Annotated in this window: 25 protein-coding genes; 8 read left to right on the top strand and 17 right to left on the bottom strand. The window is 66.7% G+C overall.

Features of this window, described 5'->3' with window-relative positions; all coding sequences use genetic code 11:
• Positions 1–10: 10 nt before the first annotated feature.
• The 7 genes from ACSYHF_RS02745 to ACSYHF_RS02775 all read right to left on the bottom strand — a co-directional run bounded on the left by ACSYHF_RS02745 (position 11) and on the right by ACSYHF_RS02775 (position 7,511).
• Positions 11–1,357 (bottom strand): phosphomannomutase/phosphoglucomutase, encoded by a 1,347-nt coding sequence (locus ACSYHF_RS02745; protein ID WP_065196222.1) that lies wholly within the window; start codon positions 1,355–1,357, stop codon positions 11–13.
• An 87-nt stretch (positions 1,358–1,444) separates the two neighbouring features.
• On the bottom strand, positions 1,445–1,837 hold the full coding sequence (locus ACSYHF_RS02750) for a GtrA family protein (protein WP_111126830.1): 393 nt from the start codon (positions 1,835–1,837) through the stop codon (positions 1,445–1,447).
• The gene (locus ACSYHF_RS02755) at positions 1,834–3,120 is read right to left on the bottom strand and encodes an NAD(P)/FAD-dependent oxidoreductase (protein WP_329916045.1); all 1,287 of its coding nucleotides are present in this window, start codon (positions 3,118–3,120) and stop codon (positions 1,834–1,836) included. Before ACSYHF_RS02755 ends, ACSYHF_RS02750 begins: the two co-directional genes overlap by 4 nt.
• Before the next feature lie 2 nt (positions 3,121–3,122).
• Positions 3,123–4,070, bottom strand: coding sequence for an NAD-dependent epimerase/dehydratase family protein (locus ACSYHF_RS02760; protein WP_329916052.1), 948 nt, complete (start codon positions 4,068–4,070; stop codon positions 3,123–3,125).
• Positions 4,071–4,078: 8 nt separating this feature from the next.
• Positions 4,079–4,816 (bottom strand): SDR family oxidoreductase, encoded by a 738-nt coding sequence (locus ACSYHF_RS02765; RefSeq protein ID WP_111126826.1) that lies wholly within the window; start codon positions 4,814–4,816, stop codon positions 4,079–4,081.
• 2 nt (positions 4,817–4,818) lie between these two features.
• On the bottom strand, positions 4,819–6,123 hold the full coding sequence (locus tag ACSYHF_RS02770) for an FAD-binding oxidoreductase (RefSeq protein ID WP_329916046.1): 1,305 nt from the start codon (positions 6,121–6,123) through the stop codon (positions 4,819–4,821).
• Positions 6,123–7,511, bottom strand: coding sequence for a UbiA family prenyltransferase (locus ACSYHF_RS02775; protein ID WP_425604678.1), 1,389 nt, complete (start codon positions 7,509–7,511; stop codon positions 6,123–6,125). The genes ACSYHF_RS02770 and ACSYHF_RS02775 overlap by 1 nt, the downstream gene beginning before the upstream one ends.
• A gap of 225 nt (positions 7,512–7,736) precedes the next feature.
• Between ACSYHF_RS02775 and ACSYHF_RS02780 the strand changes: the two genes are divergently transcribed.
• The 3 genes from ACSYHF_RS02780 to ACSYHF_RS02790 are packed head-to-tail and all read left to right on the top strand — an operon-like array spanning position 7,737 to position 9,738.
• Positions 7,737–8,468 carry a CoA transferase subunit A gene (locus tag ACSYHF_RS02780; RefSeq protein ID WP_049465322.1) on the top strand — a complete coding sequence of 244 codons (732 nt, stop codon included), beginning with the start codon at positions 7,737–7,739 and terminating at the stop codon, positions 8,466–8,468.
• A 1-nt stretch (position 8,469) separates the two neighbouring features.
• The gene (locus ACSYHF_RS02785; RefSeq protein WP_065186253.1) at positions 8,470–9,102 is read left to right on the top strand and encodes a CoA transferase subunit B; all 633 of its coding nucleotides are present in this window, start codon (positions 8,470–8,472) and stop codon (positions 9,100–9,102) included.
• Between the two features lie 48 nt (positions 9,103–9,150).
• Positions 9,151–9,738: an alpha-ketoglutarate-dependent dioxygenase AlkB family protein gene (locus ACSYHF_RS02790; RefSeq protein ID WP_329916048.1), complete on the top strand. Its 588-nt coding sequence runs from the start codon at positions 9,151–9,153 to the stop codon at positions 9,736–9,738.
• Positions 9,739–9,744: 6 nt separating this feature from the next.
• Here the strand turns inward: ACSYHF_RS02790 and ACSYHF_RS02795 are convergent, their stop codons facing one another.
• The 5 genes from ACSYHF_RS02795 to ACSYHF_RS02815 are packed head-to-tail and all read right to left on the bottom strand — an operon-like array spanning position 9,745 to position 14,306.
• The gene (locus ACSYHF_RS02795) at positions 9,745–10,788 is read right to left on the bottom strand and encodes a glycosyltransferase family 2 protein (protein WP_329916049.1); all 1,044 of its coding nucleotides are present in this window, start codon (positions 10,786–10,788) and stop codon (positions 9,745–9,747) included.
• Positions 10,788–11,429, bottom strand: coding sequence for an ABC-type transport auxiliary lipoprotein family protein (locus ACSYHF_RS02800; RefSeq protein WP_125892546.1), 642 nt, complete (start codon positions 11,427–11,429; stop codon positions 10,788–10,790). The genes ACSYHF_RS02795 and ACSYHF_RS02800 overlap by 1 nt, the downstream gene beginning before the upstream one ends.
• Positions 11,426–12,352: an MlaD family protein gene (locus ACSYHF_RS02805; RefSeq protein ID WP_005415199.1), complete on the bottom strand. Its 927-nt coding sequence runs from the start codon at positions 12,350–12,352 to the stop codon at positions 11,426–11,428. Before ACSYHF_RS02805 ends, ACSYHF_RS02800 begins: the two co-directional genes overlap by 4 nt.
• A 3-nt stretch (positions 12,353–12,355) precedes the next feature.
• The gene (locus ACSYHF_RS02810; protein WP_188248436.1) at positions 12,356–13,183 is read right to left on the bottom strand and encodes an ABC transporter ATP-binding protein; all 828 of its coding nucleotides are present in this window, start codon (positions 13,181–13,183) and stop codon (positions 12,356–12,358) included.
• Between the two features lies 1 nt (position 13,184).
• Positions 13,185–14,306, bottom strand: coding sequence for an MlaE family ABC transporter permease (locus ACSYHF_RS02815; protein ID WP_134956104.1), 1,122 nt, complete (start codon positions 14,304–14,306; stop codon positions 13,185–13,187).
• A gap of 92 nt (positions 14,307–14,398) precedes the next feature.
• Between ACSYHF_RS02815 and ACSYHF_RS02820 the strand changes: the two genes are divergently transcribed.
• The gene (locus ACSYHF_RS02820; RefSeq protein WP_046428410.1) at positions 14,399–15,658 is read left to right on the top strand and encodes a threonine/serine exporter family protein; all 1,260 of its coding nucleotides are present in this window, start codon (positions 14,399–14,401) and stop codon (positions 15,656–15,658) included.
• A gap of 109 nt (positions 15,659–15,767) precedes the next feature.
• Here the strand turns inward: ACSYHF_RS02820 and ACSYHF_RS02825 are convergent, their stop codons facing one another.
• Positions 15,768–16,151 carry an H-NS histone family protein gene (locus ACSYHF_RS02825; protein ID WP_005415203.1) on the bottom strand — a complete coding sequence of 128 codons (384 nt, stop codon included), beginning with the start codon at positions 16,149–16,151 and terminating at the stop codon, positions 15,768–15,770.
• 220 nt (positions 16,152–16,371) lie between these two features.
• Positions 16,372–18,075, bottom strand: coding sequence for a proline--tRNA ligase (locus tag ACSYHF_RS02830; RefSeq protein ID WP_262221693.1), 1,704 nt, complete (start codon positions 18,073–18,075; stop codon positions 16,372–16,374).
• A gap of 672 nt (positions 18,076–18,747) precedes the next feature.
• Here ACSYHF_RS02830 and ACSYHF_RS02835 point away from each other — a divergent pair.
• A complete protein-coding gene (locus ACSYHF_RS02835; RefSeq protein WP_111126928.1) occupies positions 18,748–19,662 on the top strand; it encodes an IS110 family transposase in 915 nt (304 codons plus the stop codon).
• A 222-nt stretch (positions 19,663–19,884) separates the two neighbouring features.
• Here the strand turns inward: ACSYHF_RS02835 and ACSYHF_RS02840 are convergent, their stop codons facing one another.
• Complete coding sequence (locus ACSYHF_RS02840; RefSeq protein WP_032953917.1) at positions 19,885–20,262, bottom strand: DUF4124 domain-containing protein; 378 nt, start codon at positions 20,260–20,262, stop codon at positions 19,885–19,887.
• An 80-nt stretch (positions 20,263–20,342) separates the two neighbouring features.
• Here ACSYHF_RS02840 and pssA point away from each other — a divergent pair, with 80 nt between their 5' ends.
• From pssA to rimI, 3 genes are read left to right on the top strand one after another with little or no spacing between them, the layout of a single operon-like run.
• On the top strand, positions 20,343–21,119 hold the full coding sequence (pssA, locus tag ACSYHF_RS02845; RefSeq protein WP_005415206.1) for a CDP-diacylglycerol--serine O-phosphatidyltransferase: 777 nt from the start codon (positions 20,343–20,345) through the stop codon (positions 21,117–21,119).
• Positions 21,116–21,625, top strand: a complete 510-nt coding sequence (locus ACSYHF_RS02850) for a hypothetical protein (protein WP_005415207.1) — start codon at positions 21,116–21,118, stop codon at positions 21,623–21,625. Before pssA ends, ACSYHF_RS02850 begins: the two co-directional genes overlap by 4 nt.
• Positions 21,622–22,119, top strand: coding sequence for a ribosomal protein S18-alanine N-acetyltransferase (gene rimI / locus ACSYHF_RS02855; RefSeq protein WP_005415208.1), 498 nt, complete (start codon positions 21,622–21,624; stop codon positions 22,117–22,119). The genes ACSYHF_RS02850 and rimI overlap by 4 nt, the downstream gene beginning before the upstream one ends.
• A 45-nt stretch (positions 22,120–22,164) precedes the next feature.
• Here rimI and ACSYHF_RS02860 read toward each other — a convergent pair whose 3' ends face one another.
• Complete coding sequence (locus ACSYHF_RS02860; protein ID WP_111126810.1) at positions 22,165–22,986, bottom strand: EamA family transporter; 822 nt, start codon at positions 22,984–22,986, stop codon at positions 22,165–22,167.
• Positions 22,987–23,119: 133 nt separating this feature from the next.
• Positions 23,120–25,948 carry a valine--tRNA ligase gene (locus ACSYHF_RS02865; RefSeq protein WP_095378091.1) on the bottom strand — a complete coding sequence of 943 codons (2,829 nt, stop codon included), beginning with the start codon at positions 25,946–25,948 and terminating at the stop codon, positions 23,120–23,122.
• Between the last annotated feature and the right edge of the window lie 65 nt (positions 25,949–26,013).

Below are 26,013 nucleotides of genomic sequence, written 5' to 3' on the forward strand. Positions count from 1 at the left end.
CGTTCCTCGGTTACTGCTGGATGAGGCGGGAGATGTCGTCGGTGCGCGCCTGCATCAGCGCGGCATCGCCCCGGGCTTCAACATTCAGGCGCAGCAGCGGCTCGGTGTTGGAGCTGCGCAGGTTGAAGCGCCAGTCGCCGAAGTCGGCGCTGATGCCATCGGTGTGGTCCAGCGTGGGCGACTGCGCCGCGAAGTGCTCCATCACGCGCGCGACGGCGGCCTTTGCATCGCTGACCTTGAAATTGATTTCGCCGCTGCAGGGGTAGGCAGCCATGCGGTCTTCGACCCAATCGGCCAGCGAGCGCCCGCTTTCGGAAACCAGCTGGGCGATCAGCAGCCACGGGATCATGCCCGAGTCGGCATAGGCGAACTCGCGGAAATAGTGGTGGGCGCTCATCTCGCCGCCGTACACTGCGTCTTCGGCGCGCATCTTTTCCTTGATGAAGGCGTGGCCGCTCTTGCACTGCACCGGTACGCCGCCGGCCTGTTCGACCATGTCCACGGTGTTCCAGACCAGGCGCGGGTCGTGCACGACCTTGCCGCCGGGGTTGCGCGCCAGGATTGCCTTGGCCAGCAGGCCGACCAGGTAGTAGCCCTCGATGAAGCGGCCGGTGTGGTCGAAGAAGAAGCAACGGTCGAAGTCACCATCCCAGGCAATGCCGAAATCGGCGCCGTGTTCGCGCACCGCGTCGGCAGTGGCGGCGCGGTTCTCCGGCAGCAGCGGGTTGGGAATGCCGTTGGGGAAGCTGCCGTCCGGTTCGTGGCAGATGCGGATGAATTCGAACGGCAGGTGCGGTGCCAGCAGGTCGACGATGGCACCGGCGCCGCCGTTGCCGGCGTTGACCACCAGCTTCAGTGGGCGCAGCTTGCCAGCATCGACATAGCTCAGCAGATGCTGGATATACGCGCTCTTGTCGTGCCGGGCGCTCTGCGCGGCACGCGGCGGTTGCGCCTCGGACGTGTCGGCGGCGACCGCATCGGAAATCGCGAACAGGCCGGTATCGGAGCTGATCGGCCGCGCGTTCTCCTTGACCAGCTTCATGCCGTTGTAGTCCATCGGGTTGTGGCTGGCGGTGACCATCACGCCGCCGGCCGCGCCCAGATGGTCGGTCTGGAAATAGACTTCTTCCGTGCCGCACAGGCCGATGTCGATCACCTCGCGCCCGGTACCGCGCAGGCCTGCGGCCAATGCATCCTGCAGCGCGGGGCTGGTCAGGCGCACGTCGTGGCCCAGTACCACCGGGCCCGGCGCAAGCTGCGCCGCCAGCGCCACGCCGATGCGGCGGGCCAGATCTTCGTTCAGTTCTTCCGGCACGCGGCCGCGGATGTCATAGGCCTTGAAGGCGGGCAGGGGCATTGATCGGATCCTGGATGAGGTCAGCGCCGTAGTTTACGGCCACGGATGTGTGGGAACCGTTTTCCGGAAACGACGCCCCGGGAGCAGTCATCGGAACGACAGGTACTTGTGGCCGAAGTAGCTGGACACCACCGGCACCGCCACACCTACCACGTGGGCGATTTCCAGGCGCAGCAGGTCCACGCCCAGCCATGGCAGCAGGTGGTAGGCCAGGACGATGGAAACCAGCCAGGTCTGGGCCACCGCGAACAGGTTGACCAGCACGAAGTAGAACGCCGAGTGGTGCAGGGGGCGTGTGCTGCCGGAAAACACCAACCAGCGGGTCAGCACGAAGGCGGTAACCATGCCGGTGAGGTAGGCGGCGATGATCGCCGGGGTGAACGGCATCCAGTGGCTGTACAGCATGCGCGACAGGATGTTGGCCAGCGCAGCGATGCCGCCGGCCAGCAGGAACAGCAGGAACGGGCGGGACAGGGTCACGCCACCGCCTCGCGGGCCATGGCGCGTCCGAAGCCGATGCTCTCGGAGATGCCGCGGTCTTCGGGGTAGTAGTGCGAGGTATCGGCCACCCACAGTCCTTCCACCGGCAGCCGGCGCGGCGGCAGCCGGTCCAGGAAGCCCGGTTCGCAGATTGGCTGCGCGTGGCGGTAGCGGCTGACTCGCACGTCGATGAAGTCATCTGAGCCCAGCTGGGGATTGATCATGCACAGGTAGCGGCGCACCTTGTCGGCGAACACCTCGTCGCTGTCGCCATAGCGCTCGTGCTCGCCGGGCATGTAGAACGGCACGTAGACGATATGCGCATCCATCGGGCGCAGGTTGGTGTATTCGACGATGCCGGGGATGTCCATGTCCGGGTCGTTGGTGTTGACCCAGAAATTGGCCGAAACCGGCCTGCGCAGCTTGGCGATCACGCAGACCACGGCGATGTTGTTCAGTGCGCGGAACTTCGCCAGGATGGCTTCGGGCAGGTCCGGTGCCAGGCGTGGCACGAACGGCAGCGGCACCGTGGAAATGACCTTGTCGAAGGCCAGGTGCTCGCCGCCGACCTGGACGCCGCGCGCGCGGCCTTCCTCGATCACGATGCGTTGCACCGGGCAGGACAGCCGTACCTCACCACCATGGCGCTGGATGTCTGCATGCAGGGCATCGAGCAGAGTGGATGAACCGCCTTCCAGATACCCGAGCTTTTCGCGCATCAGGCTGTAACGGGAGCGCCCGATGCGTCGGATCCGGCTCCAGATCCAGGCCGCGGACAGGTTGCCGGCATAGTCGTAGAACTTGTAGTCGAACAACCGGCGCCATAGCGTTTCATAGGCTTCGGCGCCGACCCAGCGGCGGATCCAGGAAGAAGCTTCAACGTGGTCCAGCGGGCGCCAGTCGTTGCGACGCGTGCACAGGAAAGCGTGTAGTCCGTAACGGATCTTGGCCATCAGCCCCAGGCCTCTGAAGCGCAGCAGGGCGATCGGGTTGCCCCAGGCCTGCAGGCGCTTGCCGAACCAGTAGCCCATGCGGGTCTCGGTCCAGCGCATGCGTTCACTCAGCCCCAACTCGTCGAGTACGGCCAGGAAATCGTGATCGGAGGTGCAATGGAAGTGGTAGTAGCGTTCGATCGGAATGCCGTCGAAGTCGAAGCTCGCGGTCATTCCGCCAACGCGGTCATCGGCTTCGAACACCACGGGCTGATGGCCGTCGCGGGCCAGCTGGTAGGCCACGGCAAGGCCCATCGGGCCGGCGCCGAGAACGGCGATGCGCTCGTTCATGATCAGAACTCCAGGGCGATGTCGCCGTACTCGGGGTCGTTGAAGGTGGCGTCGATGGCCTGCGCGAAGGGCGTCGGCCGTACGTTGAAGATCGAAGGCCAGTCGATGACTTCGAACTCATCATGGGCCACCAGCGCCTGCAGCTGCGCCGCGGTGAACGGTGGGTCGCGGTCGAACAGCGCCCAGGTCCTCAGCAGCAGGTGGAACAGGCAATAGGGGATGTGCAGCAGCAGGGTGCGGGCACGCGTGCTGCGCTTGATCTGGCGGATGATATCGATGTAATCGACCTTCTCCAGGCCGGTGATGTTGTAGCGCTGACCCGCAATGCGCGAGCGCAGGCAGCTGGCGATGATGGTGGCGAAATCGCCGGCATACAGTGGCTGGCGCATGTAGCGACCATCGCCGGGAATCGGGAATACCGGAACCCTGCGCATGAAGCGCGACAGCCATCCCAGGTGCTTGCGGTCGAACCAGCCGAACATCAGGGTCGGGCGCAGGATGACCGATGGAATGCCGCGCGCGGCGACCCGTTGCTCCTGCTCACGCTTGGTGCGGGTGTAGTCGTCATCGGCCACCGAACAGACCACCGAGGAGCTGACGTGCACCGTGTAGGGGACGGCGTGGCGCTCGATGGCATCCAGGATGAGGTCGGTGGCCGTGATGTTGTTGCGCACGAATGGCAGAGGATCGGTGCCGCCGATCTGCGCCTGCAGCATCACCACGGCGTCGGCACCGGCGAAATGGCGCTCCCAGGCGCCCGGCTCTGCCAGGTCGGCGTGTTCGGTCACCACGTCTGGATGCATGCGTGCCAGCACCTCGAGATTGGCGGCGTGCTTGTCGATCACCACCAGCCGGCGGTAGCCCTGGCGCCTGAGGATGGCGACCAGGTTCTGGCCGACCAGGCCGGCACCACCGGGAATGATGATCTTCTGCTCCAGCTCGGAGCCCATTGCAGCGCTCACAGCGAGATCCTGTTGAAGAGGGTCTGCGGTAGCAGGCGGATCACCGTCATGATCAATCGCCAGAAGCCCGGGGCATACAGCACCGGGGTGCCGCGGCCGATGCCGGCGACGATGCGGCGCGCGATCTGGTCCGGCGTTGCCCACAATGGGCCCTTGCGCAGGTGGGCCGTCATCGGCGTGTCGACGAACCCCGGACGGATGTCGACCACCGCCACGCCCTGCTTCGCCAGGCGCTGGCGCAGGCCACTAAGGTAGGTGCTGACCGCGGCCTTGGCGGCGCCGTAGACGTAGTTGCTCTGGCGGCCGCGGTCACCGGCCACCGAAGTGATCACCGCCAGCGCACCGCTGCCAGCGTCAGCCAGGCGATTGGCAACAGGCCCCAGCAGGGCCAGGGTGGAGGTGCCATTGGTGGCGAACTCGGTCATGCAGGTCTCCACCGAGGCTTCGCAGGCTGCCTGGTCGGGCAGCGTACCATGTGCAATCAGCACCACATCCACCCGTCCCAGCGCCTGCCAAGCCTGCGCCAGCAGCTCGGCGTGAGCGGCCAGATCGTTGATGTCCATCGAATAAGTGTGCGTGGCGCGTGCACCACGCACGCGCAGGTCGTCGGCGATGGCGGCCAGCCTGTCGGCGCGGCGCCCAGCCAGGAACAGCCCCGCGCCGCGTGCGGCATAGCGCCGGGCAACGGCTTCGGCAATCGCGGACGTGGCGCCGACGATGAGGACGTTCTGCATGCTTACTCCGTGACCCGGCGCCAGAAGCCGGACGAGAAACGTGGATCGATGAATCGGCTGAAGTCCTGCCAGCGCGGGTACGCCTGCTGGAACGAGGCGGCAGTCATCCGCGCATCCTTGGCCGGGTACTGGGCACCGCCGGCGGCATCGACGATCTGGTCCAGGCGCCGCAGCAGGGCCCACAGTGCCTCGCCGGTATTGGGGAAGTCCAGGGCCAGGGTGGTACCCGGCCGCGGAAAGGACAACATGCCAAGGGACGGCCGCGTGCCGAACTGCTTGAGCACCGCCAGGAACGAACCCTGGCCACTGCGGGCGATTTCCTGCAGCAGGGCGGGAACTCCATCCGCGGCCGCGTGCGGTGGCAGCACGCACTGGTACTGCACGAAGCCAGCCGGACCATACATCCGGTTCCACTGGCTGATGCCATCAAGCGGATAGAAAAAGGGCAACAGGTGTGAGACGTGGCGCCGGCGTTGCGCCGGCTGGCGCCAGTAATAGAGCGTATTGAACGGGCGCAGAGTGAGCCGGTTGACCAGTGATATCGGTGGTATCAGCGGCATCGACCACTGCCGCCGGGGCGTGGCTGGACGTTCGTCGGCCGGCTGCGCGGCATGGTTGGCACGGGTGAAATGCCCGCGGCCGAGGGCGCGGGCACGTGCCAGGCAGTCGATCCAGGCCACGCTGTACTCGTGGCTTTCGCTGCTGTCCTGTGACAGCGCGAAGAAGTCGGCCAGGCCGGAGAACCGGATGTTCTCCACCTCCAGGCTGCTGCCCGGCACGCGGCGCAGCTGCAGCTCGGCATGCGTGATCAGCCCGGTCAGGCCGAGCCCACCGAGGGTGGCTTCGAACCAGCCGTCGCCATTGCCAGGACGGCACACGTGGCGTTCGCCGTCGCTGCGCAGCAGCTCGAAGGACAGCACGTGGTGACCGAAGCTGCCGGCCAGATGATGATTCTTGCCATGCACATCATTGCTGATCGCACCGCCCACGGTGACGTGACGCGTGCCTGGGGTAACCGGAAGGAACCAGCCTTGCGGCAGAACGAGCGCGATGATCTCACCCAGGGTGACGCCAGCTTCGCACTGCAGCCGTCCGCTGGCCGGGTCAAAGGCGATGAAGCGGTCCAGATCGCGACATTCCAGCAGGGTGGCTCCCGGATTCTGGCAGCTGTCGCCATAGCTGCGTCCGTTACCATGCGGCAACGCAGTGCCCTCGAAGGTTGGCAGCGTGGCGAGCCGATCGTGCACCCTGATCAGCGACTGTGGCGCGCGCGGATACCGCCCCCAGGAATGCGCGTCGGCCCGCATCAGATCGCCACCAGGGCAAACCCGGCGCACAGCACGGCCACCACCTGGCTGGGCCGATCCGTGGCGGCAAACACGATCGGGTCATCGTGCATGTTGCCGCGATGGGCGATCACCCAGGCGCGGCTTACCCAGTACAGCAGGACCGGGCAGATGAACCACAGCAGCTTCGGGTTGCGGTACAGCTCCACGCTATCGGGGCTGTTGATGTACAGCGCCATCACCAGGACGGCGCAGTAGCCGGCGGCAGCGCCCAGCGACTGCAGCAGCGGCAGGTCTTCCACGCCGTAGCCACGGCCGTTGGCGCGGGTCTTGCCACGTGCCAGCACCGCGTGCAGTTCGGTATAGCGCTTGAGCAGGGCCAGCGAGAGGAAAATGAACATGCTGAAGGCCAGCAGCCAGAACGACAGTTCTGCCCCGATGGCCACCGTGCCGCCGATGATGCGCAGGGTGTAGAGGCTGGCCAGCAGCACCACGTCGAGCATGACGATGCGCTTCAGGCGCAGCGAATAGGCGACGGTCAGCACGTAGTAGCCTGCCAGCACTGCGGCGAATGCCGGGCCGCAGGCAAGTGCTACGGCCAGCCCGCACAGCGTCAGCAGCGGGCCCGCAACCAGGCCGTGCAGCAGCGGCAAGCGGCCGGCAGCAAAAGGGCGATGGCGCTTGCGCGGATGGCGGCGATCTGCATCAAGGTCGAGCAGGTCGTTGAGTACATAGACGCCGGAGGCGCACAGGCTGAAGGCCGCAAAGGCCAGCAGCGCATCGGCCACTGCCGGTGCTTCCAGGAAGCGGTGGGCGGTCAACAGGGGAACGAACACCAGCAGGTTCTTCAGCCACTGGTGCGGACGCAGCGCCTTCAACCACGCCTGCGGCCTGGACGGTGCAGGCCAGTGCCCCAGTACCCGCGTGCATTGCGCTGCGGCGCCCGCCAGTGCACTGCCGTTGTTGACCACCCAGGCGCCTGCGGCGCGGGCCCAGACCGCCAGGTCGACCGTGCCATTGCCGGCGTAGTCGAAACCGCGCTCGCCAAACGCATCCACCAAGGCCTGCGCCTTGTGCGGGCCGGACAGGTTGCGCTGGCCGTCGCTGGCAATGACCTGTTCAAACAGGCCCAGATATGCGGTGATCGGCGCAACCAGCAACTGGTCGGAGGCGGTGCACAGCACCCGAGGGCGCTGCGGTGTGTCGCGCAACAGTTGCAGTACCTTTGGGTTGTACGGCAGGTGGCATGGATCGACGGTGGCGCGTGCAGCGATCTGCCGCTTCAGTGCGGCCTTGCCCTGCAGCAGCCAGAACGGCAGCAGGAACAGGTACAGCGGATTGCGCGCCAACAGCACCAGCAGCGATTCATACAGAAGGTCCGTGTCCAGCAGCGTGCCATCCAGGTCCACGCACAGGGCGCGGTCGTGGGCTGCAGGAGAGGGGGCAGGAGGCGCTGGGGGCATCGTTCGCGGGCTGACGCGGCGGGATCGTCCATTGTATCCGCGTTGGGGCATGGGCCAGAAAGCGGCATCCCGGCCCCGGGCCGCTGCATCCGCGCGGTTTGCTGCGCCGCAAACCCGTCGGGTGCAGGCCTGCGGCTAGAATGCGCTTATCCATTCGCAGGTACTACAGCAATGCAGCAATCGACTTCCGGCGGAAAGCGCGGCAAGCGCTTCGCCAGTGCGGCGGAGGCCCTGCAGGGGGTGGTCGCCGATGGGCAGACCCTGGCCGTGGGCGGCTTTGGCCTGTGTGGCATTCCCGAGGCGCTGATCGCTGCGCTGCGCGACAGCGGCGTCAAGGGCCTGACCGTGATCTCCAACAATGCCGGCGTCGATGGCTTCGGCCTCGGCCAGCTGCTGGAAACGCGGCAGATCAAGAAGATGATTTCGTCCTACGTGGGCGAGAACAAGGAATTCGAGCGGCAGTTCCTGGCCGGCGAGCTGGAGCTGGAATTCAACCCGCAGGGCACCCTGGCCGAGCGCCTGCGTGCCGGCGGCGCGGGCATCCCCGCGTTCTTCACTGCCACCGGCTACGGCACGGTGGTGGCCGAGGGCAAGGAAACCCGCGAATTCGACGGCAAGCACTACGTGATGGAGACCGCGTTGCGCGCCGACGTGGCGCTGGTCAAGGCCTGGAAGGCCGACGAGGCTGGCAACCTGGTGTTCCGCAAGACCGCGCGCAACTTCAACCCGGCCTGCGCGATGGCCGGCAAGGTCTGCATCGTGGAAGTGGAAGAGGTGGTGCCGGTCGGCGCCATCGACCCGGACCAGGTGCACCTGCCGGGCATCTATGTGCACCGCATCGTGCACAACGCGCATCCTGAAAAGCGAATCGAACAGCGCACCATCCGCGCGGAGGGCAACTGACATGGCGTGGACCCGTGACGAGATGGCGGCACGCGCTGCCCAGGAGCTGACCGACGGCGCCTACGTGAACCTGGGCATCGGCCTGCCGACGCTGGTTGCCAACCACATTCCCGAAGGCGTGGACGTATGGCTGCAATCGGAGAACGGCCTGCTCGGCATCGGCCCGTTCCCGACCGACGCTGAAGTTGACGCCGACCTGATCAATGCCGGCAAGCAGACCGTCACCGCGCGTGCCGGTGCCAGCTACTTCGGCAGCCACGACAGCTTCGCGATGATCCGCGGTGGCCATGTGAACCTGGCCATCCTTGGTGCCATGCAGGTGACCGACAAGGGCGACCTGGCCAACTGGATGGTGCCCGGCAAGATGGTCAAGGGCATGGGCGGCGCCATGGACCTGGTGGCTGGCGTGCAGCGTGTGGTGGTGCTGATGGAGCACACGGCCAAGAACGGCGAGCACAAGATCCTGGCCGAATGCACGCTGCCGTTGACGGGTGTTGGTGTGGTCGACCGCATCATCACCGATCTGGCCGTGTTCGACGTGACTGACAAGGGCCTGCTGCTGGTGGAGGCCGCGCCGGGTGTCAGCGATCAAGAACTGGAGGAAAAGACCGGCGTCGCGTTCCAGCGCGGCTGAGGCTGCAAGGGCGGCCAAGCGTGCCGCCCTGTTTCTTGAGGTGCCGCCATGCTGTTCCCCCACGACCTGCCCGATGCCGATGTCCTGCACCTGCCGGGATGGCTGGCTGCTGCCGACGCCGACCGGCTCATGGGGGCGCTGCAGGCCGACGTGCGGTGGGACGTCCACCGCATCCGCATGTTCGGCAACTGGGTGGACTCGCCACGGCTGAGCTGCTGGATCGGCGACCCGCAGGCGCGCTACCGCTACTCCGGTGCCGAGTTCGTGCCGCATCCGTGGCCGCCCGTGTTGCAGGCCGTGCGCGAGCGCCTGCAGGCCGAAGGCCACGGCCGCTTCAACAGCGTGCTGCTGAATCGCTATCGCAGCGGGGGTGACTCCATGGGCTGGCACAGCGATGACGAGCCGGAGCTGGGACCGGCCCCGGTGATCGCGTCGCTGAGCCTGGGTGCCGCGCGCCGTTTCCTGCTGCGCCGACGCGACGATCCGGCGCGCAAGGCTGAATTCGTGCTTGGCCACGGTGACCTGCTGCTGATGGCCGGACAGACCCAGCGCTTCTACCAGCACGCGCTGCCGAAGATGGCGCGGGTGCAGGGAGAGCGGATCAACCTTACGTTCCGGTGGATCCAGCCCGGCTGAAAGAAATCACGCGCGTACCAGATCGACGCAGGCTGACAGCAGGCCGCGACCGAAATTGCTGTAGTTTCCGGAGAGCAATTGCCCCATCACGACCGGCAAACGCCGTATGCGGGAGGTGGGCAGTGTCGCTCGTACCGAAACGTGATGCTGCTTGCGCTCCACCCACGCCAGCAATGGCTGGGGCAGGCTCAGTTCGCGTCCGCGCGCCAGCAACAAGCCCGATTGCGCACACTCGGTCTCCAGTTGCCGCTTGCGTCGCACCGCGCGTGGCGCCGTGTCATTGCCGCCCAGGCCCAACTGGTTGCCGCTGTGCAGGCGATAGCCGATGAGTGCCTCGGGAAGGCTGTCGATGTCCCCACGCATGGCTGCCAGCGTGCCGATCCAGGCATCGTGCACCCAGTCCTTGTCCGGTAGTGGCAGAGCATCGGCCAGCACCGAATGACGGAACGCCATCGCCGCGCCCGTCATCAGGTTTCGCTTGAGCATCAGATGGAAGCCGCCGCCGGCATGCATGCGCGCCAGATCCTCGGGCAGGTAACGCAGCGCATCGAACAATGTCTGCTGCAGCGGCTGCCCGGCCTCATCGATCAACTGAGCATTGCAGTGCAGGGCAAGCAAGCCAGGCCGCGCACCGAACTCGGTGCAGAAGCGCGCTATCTTGTTGGCATGCCATACATCATCCTGGTCGCACAGGAAGATGATCTCGCCAGTGCAGGCACGCAGCGCCCCATCGAAGTTCCGTCGATAGCCGACGTTCTGTGGGTTCACCTGCAGGTCCACGGTAATGCCCGCAGCTTCGGCACGTGGCACGAAGGCCTGCAGCAACGCCAAGGTGCCATCAGTTGATAGATCGTCCCGGATCACGATCTGGTTGGGGCGGCGTGTCTGTGCCAGCAGACTGTCGAGCTGCTCCTGCAGGAAGCGCTCACCGTTGTACGTGCAGACGGCGATGGAGACGGATGCGGGCATCAGTGTGGCAAGAGACCGTGATTCGTCATTATCGCACGTACCCACTGCGGCCTCGCCGGGCGTGCCTGGCGAGGCTGCCATCAGCGCGCAACAGTTGGCTGATCGGCCTGCCCGCTCACCAGCGTCCAGCCAACCACATCCTGTGCCAGCTGCTGCAGGCCACGCTCGAACGCCGCGGTCACCGCCGGTACGTCGGTACTGCCGACCGGCTGCGCCTGGCGGAAGGTGCGGTCGGCCACCACGCGCTGGTCGGCGACATGGATCAGCTTGGCGTTGACCTCGATCACCACGGTCGGCGTGGCCTGGCCCTGGTAATCCGATTCGAAGCGGCGCACGTCGGTGGAAAGCTTGTAGTCGGCGCGGATGCCGGCAGTGCTGCGGGCCACGCCGCGGATGCGGCCGGAATCCTCGAAGCCACGCAGCAGGGTGTCCTCGATCATGTCGGTGGCCGGCTGCGCCCAGCTGGCCCCCTTGTAGATCTCAAGCTGGGAGGGTGTCGGCCGCACATTGATGCGCGGGCTGTCGACCATGCGCGCGGCGCTGGGCTTGGCCAGCACCAGCTGCCAGCTGGCCTGCGGCCACGCCGGGTCCGCCTTGACCTGCACGGACGGCGAGTACAGCGTCACCGCGGTTTTCTCGCTGCTGCCGAGGATGGAGCAGCCGCCCAGCAGGGTGACCATCGAAGCGGCCAGCAGCAGGCGCGGAAGGGTGGTCGGGCTCATTTGGGTTCGAACTCCTTCGGTGCGTCGCGGCCCAGCAGGTAGCGCGCGGGGTTGTTCTCGAGGCGGTCGCTGACCCGGCGCAGGTCGCGGATCAGGCCGCGCAGTTCGGTCAGCGTCGGGCCCAGCTGGCCAAGGCCATCGTTGGCAAAGCTGTTGATCGCGGCGCGGTTCTCGCCAAGGATCGAATCGGCGTTGCCGGCGGCCGAATCGAGCTTGGCCAGGGTCGTGTCGAGCTTGTCGATGATGCCGGGCAGCTGCTGCACCAGGTTCCTGTCCAGGCGCTCGATGGTGCCGTTGGTGGTCTTCAGCGTGGTGTCCAGGCTGCGGGCGGCATCGCGCGCGCTGAGCAGCAGCGCCTGCGTACCCTGGTCACGGTCGGCCAGGCCACCACTGATCGTCTCCAGGTTGGCCAGCGTCGCGTTGATCGAGGCCACGTTGCGGTCGCTGAGGATCTGGTCCATGCGCTCGACGATGCGGTTGGCCACGTCGGTGATGTTCTGCAGCGCCGAGGGCGTGGTCGGGATGATCGGTGCCGGATCCTTGTTGACCGTGGTCAGCGCCGGCGACTGCGGCGTGCCGCCGCTGAGCTGGATGATCGACGGGCCGGTCAGGCTGGTGATCGCCAGCTTGGCGCGGGTATCGGTCTTGACCGGCGTGTTGGAGTTCAGGCGGATGCGCGCGACCACCTGGCGCGGGTCGTCCGGCACCAGGTTCAGTTCGGTGATCGAGCCCACCGCGATGCCGTTGTACTGCACCGGGCTGCCCACCGACAGGCCGGTCACCGCTTCGCGGAACACCACGCGGTACTCCTGCCAGGTGCGGTCGGAGGAGTACTTGGCCGCCCACAGGCCGAAGGCCAGCAGGGCCAGGCCGGTGATCAGGGTGAACGCGCCGATCAGCACGTAGTTGGCTTTGGTTTCCATGGCTCAGGCACTCTCGATCTGTTCGCCACGCGCGGCGCGCGCGCGGGGTCCGTGGAAGTATTCCTGGATCCACGGATGATCCAGTTTCTCGATGTCGGGCAAGGCGGCGTTGGCCACCACCTTGCGGTCGGCGATCACCGCTACCCGGTCGCAGATCGCATACAGCGTGTCCAGGTCGTGGGTGATCAGGAACACGGTCAGCCCCAGCGCTTCCTGCAGCGTCTTGATCAGGCGGTCGAACGCCGCCGCGCCGATCGGGTCGAGGCCGGCGGTGGGTTCGTCCAGGAACAGCAACGGCGGATCCAGCGCCAGCGCCCGGGCCAGGCCGGCGCGCTTGCGCATGCCGCCGGACAGCTGCGAAGGCAGCTTGTTGATCGCGTCGGCGGGCAGGCCGGCCAGTTTCACTTTCAGCAGCGCCAGTTCGTAGTGCCAGCGCTCGGGCAGTTCGCGGTGGTGTTCCTTCAATGGAACCTGGACGTTCTCACCCACGGTCAGCGACGAGAACAGGGCACCGTCCTGGAACAGCACGCCGGTATTGCGTTCGATGTGCAGGCGGCTCTCGGCGTCGTCGGCACGCGCATCGCGGCCGAGGACTTCGATCTGCCCAGCATCCGGCACACGCAGGCCGAGGATCGAGCGCATCAGCACCGACTTGCCGGTGCCGGAGCCGCCGACCACGCCCAGGATTTCGCCGCGGCGTACGTCCAGATCCAGGTCTTCGTGCACGGTCTGGCTGCCGAACCGGTTGACCAGGCCACGCACGCGGATGGCCAGTTCGTGGCCGTCGTCGTCGCGCATGTCGAGGGTTTCAAGGGGGGCGGATGTGCTCATGTCACCAGTCCATGTGCATGAACCACAACGCCGCGAAGGCGTCGATGATGATCACCAGCGAGATCGTCTGCACCACGCTGGAGGTGGTGCGCTCGCCGACCGACTGCGCGGTGCCCTCGACCTTCAGGCCCTCCAGGCAGCCGATCAGGCCGATCACCAGGGCGAATACCGGCGCCTTCGACAGGCCCACCAGCAGGTGCCGCACTTCCATCGTCTCGTGCATGCGCGCGATGTACATCTGCGGCGGGATGTCGAGGTCGAACGCACCGACGGTGATGCCGCCGGCCAGGCCGGCGATCATCGCGATGAAGGTCAGCAAGGGCAGGGTGACCAGCAGCGCCAGCAAGCGTGGCAGCACCAGCAGGTCGACCGGGTCCAGGCCCAGCGTACGCATCGCATCGATCTCCTCGCGTGCCTTCATCGCACCGATCTGCGCGGTGAAGGCGCTGGCGGTACGGCCGGCCAGCACGATCGCGGTCAGCAGCACGGCGAACTCGCGCAGGAAAGCGATGTTGACCAGCTCGACCACGTAGATCTCGGCGCCGAAGTCGCGCAGGATGGTCGAGCCGAGGAACGCGATCACCGCACCCACCAGGTAGGACAACAGCGCCACCAGCGGCACCGCATCCAGCCCGACCTGCTCCATCTGATGCACGGTGGCGGTCAGCCGGAAGCGGCGGGGTTCCTTGACCAGCCGCGCCGCCTTGACCAGGTTCTCGCCGAGGAAACTGCACAGGGCCTTGATGTTGTGGCCGGTGGCGTGGACGCTGACACCCAGCCGCTCAAGCGCGGCCAGCACGCCGAAATCGCGCTTGGCCTTGGGCCGGTCATCGGCCACTTCCTCGATGGTGCACACCAGCGCCTGGTGGTCCGGCCGGAACTGCAGCGCGTCTTCGTGGAGATCGGCGCGATGGGCCACGCGCAGCACCTGCAGCACGCCGGCCGAATCGAGCTGCTCGATGCCGGTGGCATCGATGCCGGTCAGCTTGTCGGGAACGCCGTGCAGGACCTCGGCCGCGGCCAGCGCGGTCTTCAAGGTCCAGGTGCCGGACAGGCGGATCAGGCCCGGGTCGTGGGCATCCTGTTCGAGCTGGGGGGCGAGGTTCGGGGTGACGTGGGCCATTCGGGTCGCAGCATAACCGTTCTGTATCGGGCTTCGCGTCGAACTTGGATGAATTTCTCCGGTGGGCCCCAGCGTAGGTAATACTACGGCGCATGTCCGCAGATGCTCACACGATCCCCACGCCCCAGGCCACCTACGCACAGCGCGTGGCCTTCGTTTCCGAGATCGCCGGACGCCTGCACAGCTATGGCACCACGGCCCAGCGCCTGGAAACGGCGGTGGTTGCACTGGCCCGCCAGCTCGATCTGGATTGTGAACCGTGGTCGAATCCCACCGGCATCATCCTCAGCTTCAGCGATCCGGCCCAGGCGATCGGCTCCAGCGACATCACCCGCGTGATCCGCCTGGCACCGGGTGAGAACGACCTGCACAAGCTCAGCGTTGCCGACCACATCGCCGAAGAAGTGTCCAACGGGCGGATGAGCATCGCCCAGGGCCACACTGCGCTGCGCCAGCTGGACAAGGATCCGGGCCGGCGCGGCAAGCTGCGCACCATCCTGTCGTTCACCCTCGGCGCGGCGGGCGTGGCGGGCATGTGGAAGCTGCCGTGGCTGGACATCGCCACCGCCGGTGTCATCGGCCTGATGATCGGCCTGCTCGGCATGGTCACCGATCGCCGCCCGGCCACCCGCGAAGCCGCCGAGGCACTGGCCGCGCTGCTGGCCGGCATGGTCGCCACCCTGGTCGCGTCGTTCATTGGTGCGCTCAACCTCAATACGGTGATCATCGCCTCGCTGGTGGTGCTGCTGCCCGGCATGTCGCTGACCAATGCGGTCAATGAGCTGGCCAGCCAGCACTGGGTATCGGGTACCGCGCGCTTTGCCGGCGCGCTGACCACCATCATGAAGCTCAGCGTCGGCGCGATGATCGCGGTGACCCTGGCCGATGTGCTCGGCCTGGATCCGGTGATCCGGGCCGCGCGGCCGCAGGGGCCGTGGGTGGAATGGGGCTCGCTGCTGACCGCCGCATTTGCCTTCGCGATGCTGTTCAAGGCCAATCGCCGCGATTATCCGTGGGTGATTGCCGCCTCGGTGGCCGGTTATGCGATCTCCAAGTTCGGCGGCCACGCCTGGGGCGCACCGGCCGGTATCTTCCTGTCGGCAATGCTGCTGACCGCCGGTGGCAACCTGTTCGGACGCCTGGTCGGGCGTCCGGGCGCGATCATCCGCCTGCCGGGCATCATCATGATGGTGCCCGGCAGCACCAGCCTGCGTGGCGTGCTGACCCTGGTCCAGCAGCAGGACGTGGGCGCCGGCCAAAGCGTGTTCCTCACCGTTCTGAACGTGGTGATGGCGCTGGTGGCGGGCCTGCTGTTCGGCAACCTGCTGATGCCGGCGCGCAAGACACTGTAGAGCCGAGCCCATGTTCGGCTTTGCATATGGATAGCCGAGCGTGGGCTCGGCTCAACATACAGGAAACGCCGGCTTTCGCCGGCGTTTTTCATTGCTCCCCGATCCGGCCTCAGGCCTTCTTGATCAGGAAATCTTCCGGCTTCTTGTTGCCCTTGGCGGTCAGTTCAGCCATCCAGCGCGGCTGCTTGCCACGGCCGGTCCAGGTTTCCTTGGGGTTGGCCGGGTTGCGGTACTTCGGGGCAACCTTGCCCAGCTTGCGGCCGGCGGTCTTCGACGGTGCCTTGGCGACCTTGGCCACCTTGCGCGCGCGCGGGGCCGGGGCGTCGCCGAACAGTTCCTCGATGGTGTAGCCCTCGGTCTTGGCCAGCTTGGTCAGCTGGGCGCGCACCTTGGTGATCGGCCGGCGCTTGGCGACGATGGTCTGCTGCTTCTTGGCGGTACGGATCAGGGCGCCCAGCTCGCGTGCTGACAGGCCGGTCAGGTCAATGCTCATTTACGGTTACTCCGGAAACTAATGTGTGGACGGGACAAGCCAGTCCATGGCGTCGGCGGACAGAATAGAGATGAATTAATCACAGCACAAATGCAGGCAGGACATGCCGTGGCGGCATACCAGCGCCGTGGCGGCGATTTTGACCGGATTATGTCCGCTGCAATATCGGCGAAGGCCGCGGGCAGAAAAAAAAGACCGGGGCAGGCCCGGTCTTTCCACGTCAGCCCTGCAGTCGCTGCAGCAGGGTGGCCTTGTCCAGGCTCTCCGCCTCGCTGGCGCGGCGCGCGCGGTACTCGTAGGTGCCGGCGGCCAGGCCGCGTTCGCTGACCACCACGCGGTGCGGGATGCCGATCAGTTCCATGTCGGCGAACATCGCGCCCGGGCGCAGGCCGCGATCGTCGAGCGCGGCGTCCAGGCCGGCGTCGCGCAGCTCCTGCAGCAGGTTGGCTGCAGCGTCGGCCACGGCGGCATCGCCCTTCGGGTTGATCACGCACACCACGACCTGCCACGGCGCCATCGCGTCCGGCCAGATGATGCCGGCATCGTCATGGTTCTGTTCGATCGCGGCAGCCACCACGCGCGAGATACCGATACCGTAGCAGCCCATCGCCATCACCGCCGCCTTGCCGTTTTCATCCAGCACGGTGGCATCCAGCGCTTCGGCGTACTTGCGGCCGAGCTGGAACACGTGGCCGACTTCGATGCCACGGGCGATCTTCAGTTCACCGCCGTCCACAGCACGATCACCGGCACGCACGTTGCGGATGTCGGCCACTTCCGGTTCCGGCAGGTCGCGGCCCCAGTTGACGCCGGCCAGGTGGAAACCGGCCTCGTTGGCGCCGACGACGAAGTCGGCCATTGCCGCCACTTCGCGATCGGCGACCACGCGGATGGCCTTGGCCGGCGCGACCGGGCCGAGGAAGCCTGGCACGCTGCCCAGGTACTCGGCGATTTCCGCCTCGCTGGCGAAGCGTTGCTCGTCCAGCCCGGCCACCTTGGCCAGCTTGATCTCATTGACCTCATGGTCGCCACGCACCAGCACCAGCACGAACTGCTGTGCCTCGCCTTCGCCGGCGATCAGTGCCACCGACTTCACCGTGCGCTGCAGGTCGATGCCGAGCAGGGCCGCGACGTCCTCGCAGGTCTTCTGGGTGGGGGTATCCACCTTGCGCATTGTTTCGGTGGCGGCCGCACGCGGTGCCGGATCGGCGGCGATCGCCGCCTCCATGTTCGCCGCGTAGTCCGAACCGGTGGAGAACACCAGCGCGTCTTCGCCGGAATCGGCGATCACGTGGAATTCCTGCGAGGCATCGCCGCCGATCGCGCCGGAGTCCGCCTGCACCATGCGGAAGTCCAGGCCGAGGCGGGTGAAGATGCGGCTGTAGGCCGACTTCATGTTCTCGTATTCGCGCACCAGGCACTCATCGTGCAGGTGGAACGAATAGGCGTCCTTCATCAGGAACTCGCGCGCGCGCATCACGCCGAAGCGCGGGCGGATCTCGTCGCGGAACTTGGTCTGCACCTGATAGAAGTTCACCGGCAGCTGCTTGTAGCTGGAAAGCTCGCTGCGCGCGAAGTCGCAGGCGGCTTCTTCGGCGGTCGGGCTGTAGCAGAACACCTGGTCCTTGCGGTCCTTGATCTTCAGCAGCTGCGGGCCGAACTTCTGCCAGCGGCCGGTCTGCTCCCACAGTTCCTTCGGCTGGATGGTCGGGATCTGGAATTCCACGGCACCGGCCCGGTCCATTTCCTCGCGCACGATGCGCTCGACCTTGCGCAGCACGCGCAGGCCCAGCGGCGACCAGGTGTACAGGCCCGATGCCAGCTTGCGGATCATGCCCGCGCGCAGCATCAGCCGGTGGCTGGTCAGCTCGGCGTCGCTGGGGGTTTCCTTGGTGGTGTGCAGGTGGAACTGGGAGAGGCGCATCGTCGGCTTCGGATAACGGCAGAGACGTCTATTCTGCCAGCCCGGCCGGGGGGAGGGGTATCGGCAGGGCTGCGCCTTGCACCCGCAGTAGTGCCGGCCGCTGGCCGGCAACCTCAGAAGCAACAGCCGAAGCAACAGCGGGTTTCCCGTGGGATGGCGGGGTGGGTCCGGTTGCGGGAGACGCCGTAAACCCATCCATGGGGGCTTGGCCGCGGCATCCATGCCGCGGACACTCCCGCAACCGGACCCACCCCGCCTTCGACAGTTTCCTGCGAGCTGTCGGAATGGCTCCCGGGGTCAGATCCGTTTTCCGCAGGAAAACGGATCTGACCCCGGATTCAATTCGAGATCCGACAGATTTCATCCACGCATGGCGTGGATCTACTGGCCACCGGAAATCTGTCGGGGGGGGGGGGCGGTGTCGGATTGCGGGGTGTCAGCCGCATGGATGCGGCTGCCAAGCCTTATCTGATGGAAATCTGTCAGCGTAGGTGTCGAGAGCCGGCGTGGGCCGCCGTACGAGCCTGGATCTCGACGATCGCCATGTAGCTTGGCGCCCACACCGGATTCTCCCTTGATCCGCCCGAACAGTTGCTGGAGCTGACACTCGAAGCGATAAGACTGGGCAAGCGGGGGAGCTCTCGACCCTTCCAGACTATACGGAGTCGGGCAATGAACGGGATCGGGATCGATGTGAGCAAGCGCCGACTGGATATCGGCACGACAGACGGCGAGACTGTGCAGGTCAGCAATAGCCCCTCTGGCTATGCTGAATTGAGCACTTGGTTGAGCACGCGGCCGGCCATTCAGATCGTTCTGGAAGCCACTGGCGGCTATGAGCAGACTGTCCTGGACTTTCTTCACAAGGCCGGCCATCCGGTGATCCGCGCCAACGCCCTGCGGGCGCGTAGACTGGCTCAGGGGCTGGGTAAAGTGGCCAAGACGGACCGCTTGGATGCTCTTGTATTGGCGCAGATGGCCGCACTGGTGGAACTGCCTTCCTATCAGCCACTGGAGCCCTGGCAGCGGAAACTGCGCGAGTTTGTGCGGGCGCGTCGACAAACGATGCAGGCACTGACCGTAGCCCGCCAACAGCAGGAAATGGTGACTGACCGCGAGCTACGCCGGCAGATGCAAGGCAACATCATTCGCCTGCAGACACTGGTCGAGCGACTGGGGAAGCAGATCTCTGAACAGGTCGCGCAGCAGCCCCAACTGGCAGTGCTGAAGTCGATGAAAGGGGTTGGCCCGGCATTGCAGGCGGTGCTGGCCAGCTACCTGCCTGAGCTGGGTCAGATCAGCGGAAAAGCCATTGCCAGCCTGGTCGGCGTGGCGCCGATCTCCCACGACAGCGGGGCCATGCGAGGGAGGCGAAGCATCCACGGTGGCAGGGCCGAGATCCGCCAGGTGCTCTACATGTCGGCCATGTCGGCCATGCGACATGAGCCACGATTGCGGGACTTTTACCGGTCGCTGCGGGCCCGCGGCAAGGAAGGGAAAGTGGCCATCGTGGCGGTGATGCGGAAGATGCTGGTGATTCTCAACGCCCGCGTGCGTGACGCTCAAGGCGGATCGATCCCCGCCTGAAGCCAGCCTGCGCGTGCCCCAAAAGGCTGCCGGCCAGCGGCCGGCACTACCGTGCCCGTCTCATGGAGGGGCCAGGCCCCTCCGTCAACACAGTTGCTACATGGACGTACTTGCGGCGTCCCCGCAATCCGACACCGCCCCGCCATTCCACGGAATGCCCGCTTTTGACGTTGCCGTTGCTTGCAGCCTCGGCAGGTGCAGGGCGCAGCCCTGCCGATACCCTTAACCGGCCGGTGGGCAGTAAGCCTTGATGGCCGCCTCCGCCAATCCCTTCTGCGCGGTGTGCTGCTCCGGGGTCAACGGGGTATCGGCCTTGCCATCACCATCGGTGTCCTGCATCACCTGGCCACCGCCGTCCAGCAGGGCCAGGTTGGCCCGGGCCGTGCTGCACTGCTCGGGAACCGGCGCGGCCGGGGTCTCGGTGCTGGCCGCGGCCTGCGGGGTGCGGGCCTGCTCGCGGGTCTCGTACTTCTTGCCCGCCGGTGGGGTCTCCGAGTACTGGGTCACGCCATGGGCGTCCTTCCATTTGTAGACGGGACCGGCCACGGCGTTGGCACTGGCCAACAGCAGCAGGCATCCAAGGCAGGACAGGGCACGCATGGCAAACTCCACGGAATGGGCGTAGAACGCCGATTGCAGCATTGGCGCCGAGCACTGGCAAGTCGATTAAACTGGATTCCATGGACCCGATCACACCGCCGCCGCGCTCGCGCACGATTTACCTGCTGCCCAACCTGTTCACCACCGCCGGCCTGTTCGCCGGTTTCTACGCGATCATCGCCGCGGCCAACGGGGATTTCGTCAATGCCAGCATCGCCGTGTTCGTGGCGGCGGTGATGGATGGCCTGGACGGGCGCGTGGCGCGCCTGACCGGTACCAGCAGCGAATTCGGCGTGCAGTACGACTCGCTGGCCGACCTGGTCAGCTTCGGCATGGCCCCGGCGCTGGTGATGTACCACTGGTCGCTGTCGTGGCTGAAGTTCGATGATCCGCTGCTCGGCCGCGTCGGCTGGGCCGTGGCCTTCCTGTATGCGGCCTGCGCGGCACTGCGCCTGGCCCGCTTCAACACGCAGGTGGCGGTGGTCGACAAGCGCTGGTTCGTTGGCCTGGCCAGCCCGGCCGCAGCGGGCCTGATGATGTCCTTCGTCTGGGCGTTCGCCGACGGCAACCTGGGCTGGGATGGCAACCAGCTGCGCTACGTGGCGCTGGCGGTGACGATCATCGCTGCGCTGCTGATGGTCAGCCGTATCCGTTTCTGGAGCTTCAAGGGCGGCGCGGCCAAGGGCACCCGTTCGGATCGCGTGCCGTTCCTGGTGCTGGCGCTGGTGCCGGTCGCCATTGCCATCGCGGTGATCGACCTGCCGCGCGTGCTGTTCGCGGTCGGCATCCTGTACGCCCTGTCCGGCCCGGTGATGTGGGCCGTGCAGCGCCTGCGCAAGAAGCCCGAGGCCGCGTGAGCCAGGACCTGCCCGTGCTGTGGTCGCCGGCCCAGCAGGCCTGGCTGCAGGCCATGGGCTATACCGTCTATCACGACGGCCAGCTGGCTGCCGAGCTGGATGCCGCATTGCAGTTGAGCGTGGCCGAAGCCGAGGCCAGTGTTGCCCCGCCGGAACCGGAGCCGGTGCGGGCCGCTGTGCCGCCGCGCGACGCCCGCGCCGCGACCGCGACCGCAGTACGCGCGGAACGCCCGGCTCCGCCGCGCCGCGAAACGCCGGTCAGTGCCCCGGATACCGTGCCGGCGGCTGAGCGCCCGCTGCCCAGCGGCAACGCACGACAGCCGGTGGTACGCCTGCCCGATCGCCTGCAGATCGCGCTGCTGCGCGCGTCCGGCTGCAACCCGAACGACCCGGCGACGCAGGTGCTGATGGACAGCTGGCCGCTGGACCAGCTGCGCCGTGACCCGGCCGCCAAGCGTGCGCTGTGGCCGCAGCTGCGTGCCCTGCGCAAGCGGGGTGCGCGGTGAGCGCGGTGACCCGGCCCGGCCCGGTCAGCCTGCGTGCGCTGCGCGAGAGCGACCTCAATGCTGTGATGGCGATCGAGCTGCGGGGCTATCCTTTTCCCTGGACCCGCGGCATCTTCATCGACTGCCTGCGCGCCGGCTATCCCGGCCTGGCGATGGAGCGCGATGGCCTGCTGGTCGGCTATGGCGTGCTCAGCATCGCCGCGGATGAAGCGCACGTGCTCAACATCTGCATCGACCCGCTGGCACAGTCGCGCGGGCTGGGCCGCCAGCTGCTGCGCGCGATGGTGCAACTGGCCGCCGACCGTGGTGCCCAGCGCGTCTTCCTGGAGGTGCGTCCGTCCAACACGCCGGCGCTGGCGCTGTACCACAGCGAAGGCTTCAACGAGATCGGCCGCCGCCCGCGTTACTATCCGGCCGCACAGGGCCGCGAGGACGCGGTGGTGATGGCCATCGAGCTGGTCGACGGCGACCTGCAGGTGATGCCGCCGCTGTGACGCAGACGGGTTGCCGGCCAGCGGCCGGCACTACCAACGCGCCCATCACGCCAGGCGCAACGCCAGCACGCCACCGACGATGAGCGACGCTGCCAGCCAGCGCGCGCGTGGTATCCGTTCGCGCAGCAGGAACACCGAGATCAGCAGCGCGAACAGGATCGAGGATTCGCGCAGCGCCGAGATCATCGCCACCGGCGCCTGGGTCATGGCCCACAACGCCATCGCATAGGAGGCGGTGGTGCCGACGCCACCGGCCAGTCCCAGCGGCCAATGCTGCCGCGCATAGTCCAGTACCGCGCCGCCGCGCGTGTACAACGCCCACAGCGGCAGCGGAACGCCCGACAGCAGGAACAACCACAGCGTGTAGCTGAGCGCGCTGCCGGACTGGCGCGCACCCTGCGCATCGACCAGCGTGTAGGTGGCGATCATCGCTGCGGTCAGCAGCGGCAGGCGCAGTTGGCCGCCACGCGCACCCACTGCCATGCACAGGATGCCGGTGCTCACCAGCACCACACCCAGCCACGCTGCGGCGGGCAATGGTTCACCGAGCAGGGTGCCCGCCAGTGCGACCAGGATCGGCGCGCTGCCACGCATCAGCGGGTAGGCCAGGCTCATGTCGACCTGCTGGTAACAGCGTGCGACCAGCCCGTAATAGATCACCTGCAACAGCACCGATGCGCCCAGCCAGGGCCAGCTGTGCGCGGCGGGAAAAGGCAGGAAGGGCAGGGCGGCGGCCGACAGCAGCGCGGCGCTGCCGGTGACCAGCACGGTGCCGAGGAACTTGTCCGGCCCGCGCTTGACGATCGCATTCCAGCTGGCATGCAGTGCCGCAGCGGCGAGAACCAGCAGGAAGATCGAAAGAGGCATCCGGCGATGATGCCATGCGGCGGAAATGGAAACGCCGGGCATCGCCCGGCGTTTCCGATTCCGCTTGGGTGGGTGCCAACCTCTCCCGGCGTGGTAGGTGCCAACCTTGGTTGGCACGCACCAGAGCGCGGCGTTACAGCTTCGCGCGCTGTTCGCGCAGGCCGGCCAGCTGGGTGTTCCAGTCGGCCAGGCGCACGCGTTCCTGCTCGACCACGGCCGGCGGCACCTTGTCGGTGAACTTGGCCAGCTTGGTCTCGCTCTTCTCCTTTTCGGCTTCGACGCGAGCGATTTCCTTGTCCAGGCGCACGCGCTCGGCATCGAGATCGACCAGGCCTTCCAGCGGCACCAGCAGCTTCAGCTCGCCTACGATCGCGGCGGCCGCCGGCGGTGCGCTTTCGCCTTCGGCCAGCCACTGGATGCTGTCCAGCTTCAGCAGGAACGACAGCGAAGCGCTGAAGCGTTCAATACGCACGCGGTCCTGTGCCAGGCCGGCCTGCAGGCGCAGCGGCACCAGCTTGGACGGTGCGACGTTCAGCTCACTGCGCACGCGGCGCACGGCACTGATCACCGCCTTCAGCCATTCCACGTCGGCCTCGGCCTGGGCGAAATCACCGGCGAATTCGGCGGCGGTCGGGTAAGGGCGCAGCGACAGCGTGGTTTCGACCAGGCCCAGGCGCGGGGCCAGCTGCTGCCACAGCTGTTCGGTGATGAACGGCGTGAGCGGGTGCAGCAGGCGCAGCAGTGCTTCCAGCACGTACAGCAAGGTGTGGCGGGTGCTTTCGGCATCAGCCGCGTCGGCACCGTTCAAGGCCGGCTTGCTCAGCTCCAGGAACCAGTCGCAGAACGCGTTCCAGGCGAACTCGTACAGGCACTGCGCCAGCAGGTCGAAGCGATACGCGGCGAAATGGCCCTGAGCTTCGGCGGTGGTGGCGGCCAGGCGCGCGAGGATCCAGCGCTCGGCATCGGTGCGCGGCTTGGGCACGCCGGTGAACGCAGCGCCTTCGGTGTTCATCAGGGCGAAGCGGCTGGCGTTCCACAGCTTGTTGCAGAAGTTCTTGTAGCCCTCGGCGCGGTTCATGTCGAACTTGATGTCGCGGCCGTGGGTGGCCAGCGCGGCGATGGTGAAGCGCAGCGCGTCGGCACCGTGGGCGGCGATGCCGTCCGGGAATTCCTTGCGGGTGGCCTTCTCGATCTTCTCGACCATCTTCGGCTGCATCAGGCCGCCGGTGCGCTTGGCGACCAGGTCGTCGATGGTGATGCCGTCGATGATGTCCAGCGGGTCGAGCACGTTGCCCTTGCTCTTGGACATCTTCTGGCCCTGGCCGTCGCGGATCAGGCCGGTGAAGTAGACGTCCTTGAACGGGATCTTCCCGACCAGGTTGTCGGTGGCCATGATCATGCGCGCCACCCAGAAGAAGATGATGTCAAAGCCGGTGATCAGCACCGACGATGGCAGGTAGCGGTCGAAGCCGCGCTCGGCCATGGCCTGCTCATTCGGCCAGCCCAGGGTGGAGAACGGCCACAGCTGCGAGGAGAACCAGGTCTCCAGCACGTCGCTTTCCTGGTTCAGCACCACGTCGCTGCCCAGGTTGTGCTTCGCGCGCACGTCCTCTTCGCTGCGACCGACGTAGCAGTTGCCGGTGGCGGCATCGAACCACGCCGGGATACGGTGGCCCCACCACAGCTGGCGGCTGATGCACCAGTCCTGGATGTTGTTCATCCAGTGGCGGTAGGTGTTGATCCAGTTCGGCGGCACGAAGGAAATGCTTCCGTCCTCGACCAGTTCCAGGCCACGCTTGGCCAGGTCGTCCATCTTCACGAACCACTGGTCGGTCAGGTACGGCTCGATCACCTGGCCGGTACGGTCGCCGCGCGGCACCTGCAGCTTGTGCGCCTTGGTCTCGACCAGGATGCCCAGGTCTTCCAGTTCGGCCAGCACGGCCTTGCGCGCTTCATAGCGGTCCAGGCCCTGGAAGCGTTCCGGCGCGTTTTCGTTCAGCGCCGCCACCGGGGTGAACAGGTTGATCATCGGCAGGCTGTGGCGCACGCCCACTTCGTAGTCGTTGAAATCATGCGCCGGGGTGACCTTGACCACGCCGGTGCCGAACGCGCGGTCCACGTAGTCGTCGGCGATCACCGGCACGCGGCGGCCAGTCAGCGGCAGCACCACGCTCTTGCCGATCAGGTGCGCATAGCGCTCGTCCTCCGGATGCACCATTACCGCGGTATCGCCCAGCAGGGTTTCCGGGCGGGTGGTGGCGACGACCAGATAGTCGCGGGTTTCGCGCAGGGTTTCCACGCCGTCGGCATCGCGCTCGACGTGCTCGTAGCTCAGGCCTTCGTCCAGCGTGTAGGCGATCGACCACAGGAAGCCGTCTTCCTCGGCGCTCTCCACTTCCAGGTCGGAAATGGCGGTCTTCAGCACCGGGTCCCAGTTCACCAGGCGCTGGCCGCGGTAGATCAGGCCCTGCTCGTACCAGCGCACGAAGGCTTCATTGACTGCCGCCGACGGCTGCGGGTCCATGGTGAAGGTGCTGCGCGACCAGTCGGCGGAGGTGCCAAGGCGACGCATCTGGCGTTCGATGGTGTCGCCGGACTGCTGCTTCCACTCCCAGACCTTGCCGATGAAGCCCTCGCGGCCCAGCGAATCGCGGGTCTCGCCCTTGCCTTCCAGCGCCAGGTTGCGGCTGACCACCATTTCGGTGGCGATGCCGGCGTGGTCGGTACCGACCTGCCACAGCGTGTCGTAGCCGCGCATGCGGTGGTAGCGCACCAGCGCGTCCATCAGGGTCTGCTGGAAGGCGTGGCCCATGTGCAGGGTGCCGGTCACGTTCGGCGGCGGCAGCAGGATGGTGTACGGCTCGCCCGTGCCGGACGGCTTGAAGTGGCCGGCCTTCTCCCAGGCCTCGTAGAGGTCGGTCTCGAAGGACTTCGGGTCGTAGCTGGAGGCGAGTTGGGTCATGCGGGGGAACCAGGAGGTAATCGTTGAAGGATCAGGGCGCGGCGGCGGCCCATCAAGGGGGCCGG

The organism is Stenotrophomonas maltophilia group sp. P373, from assembly GCF_053295075.1.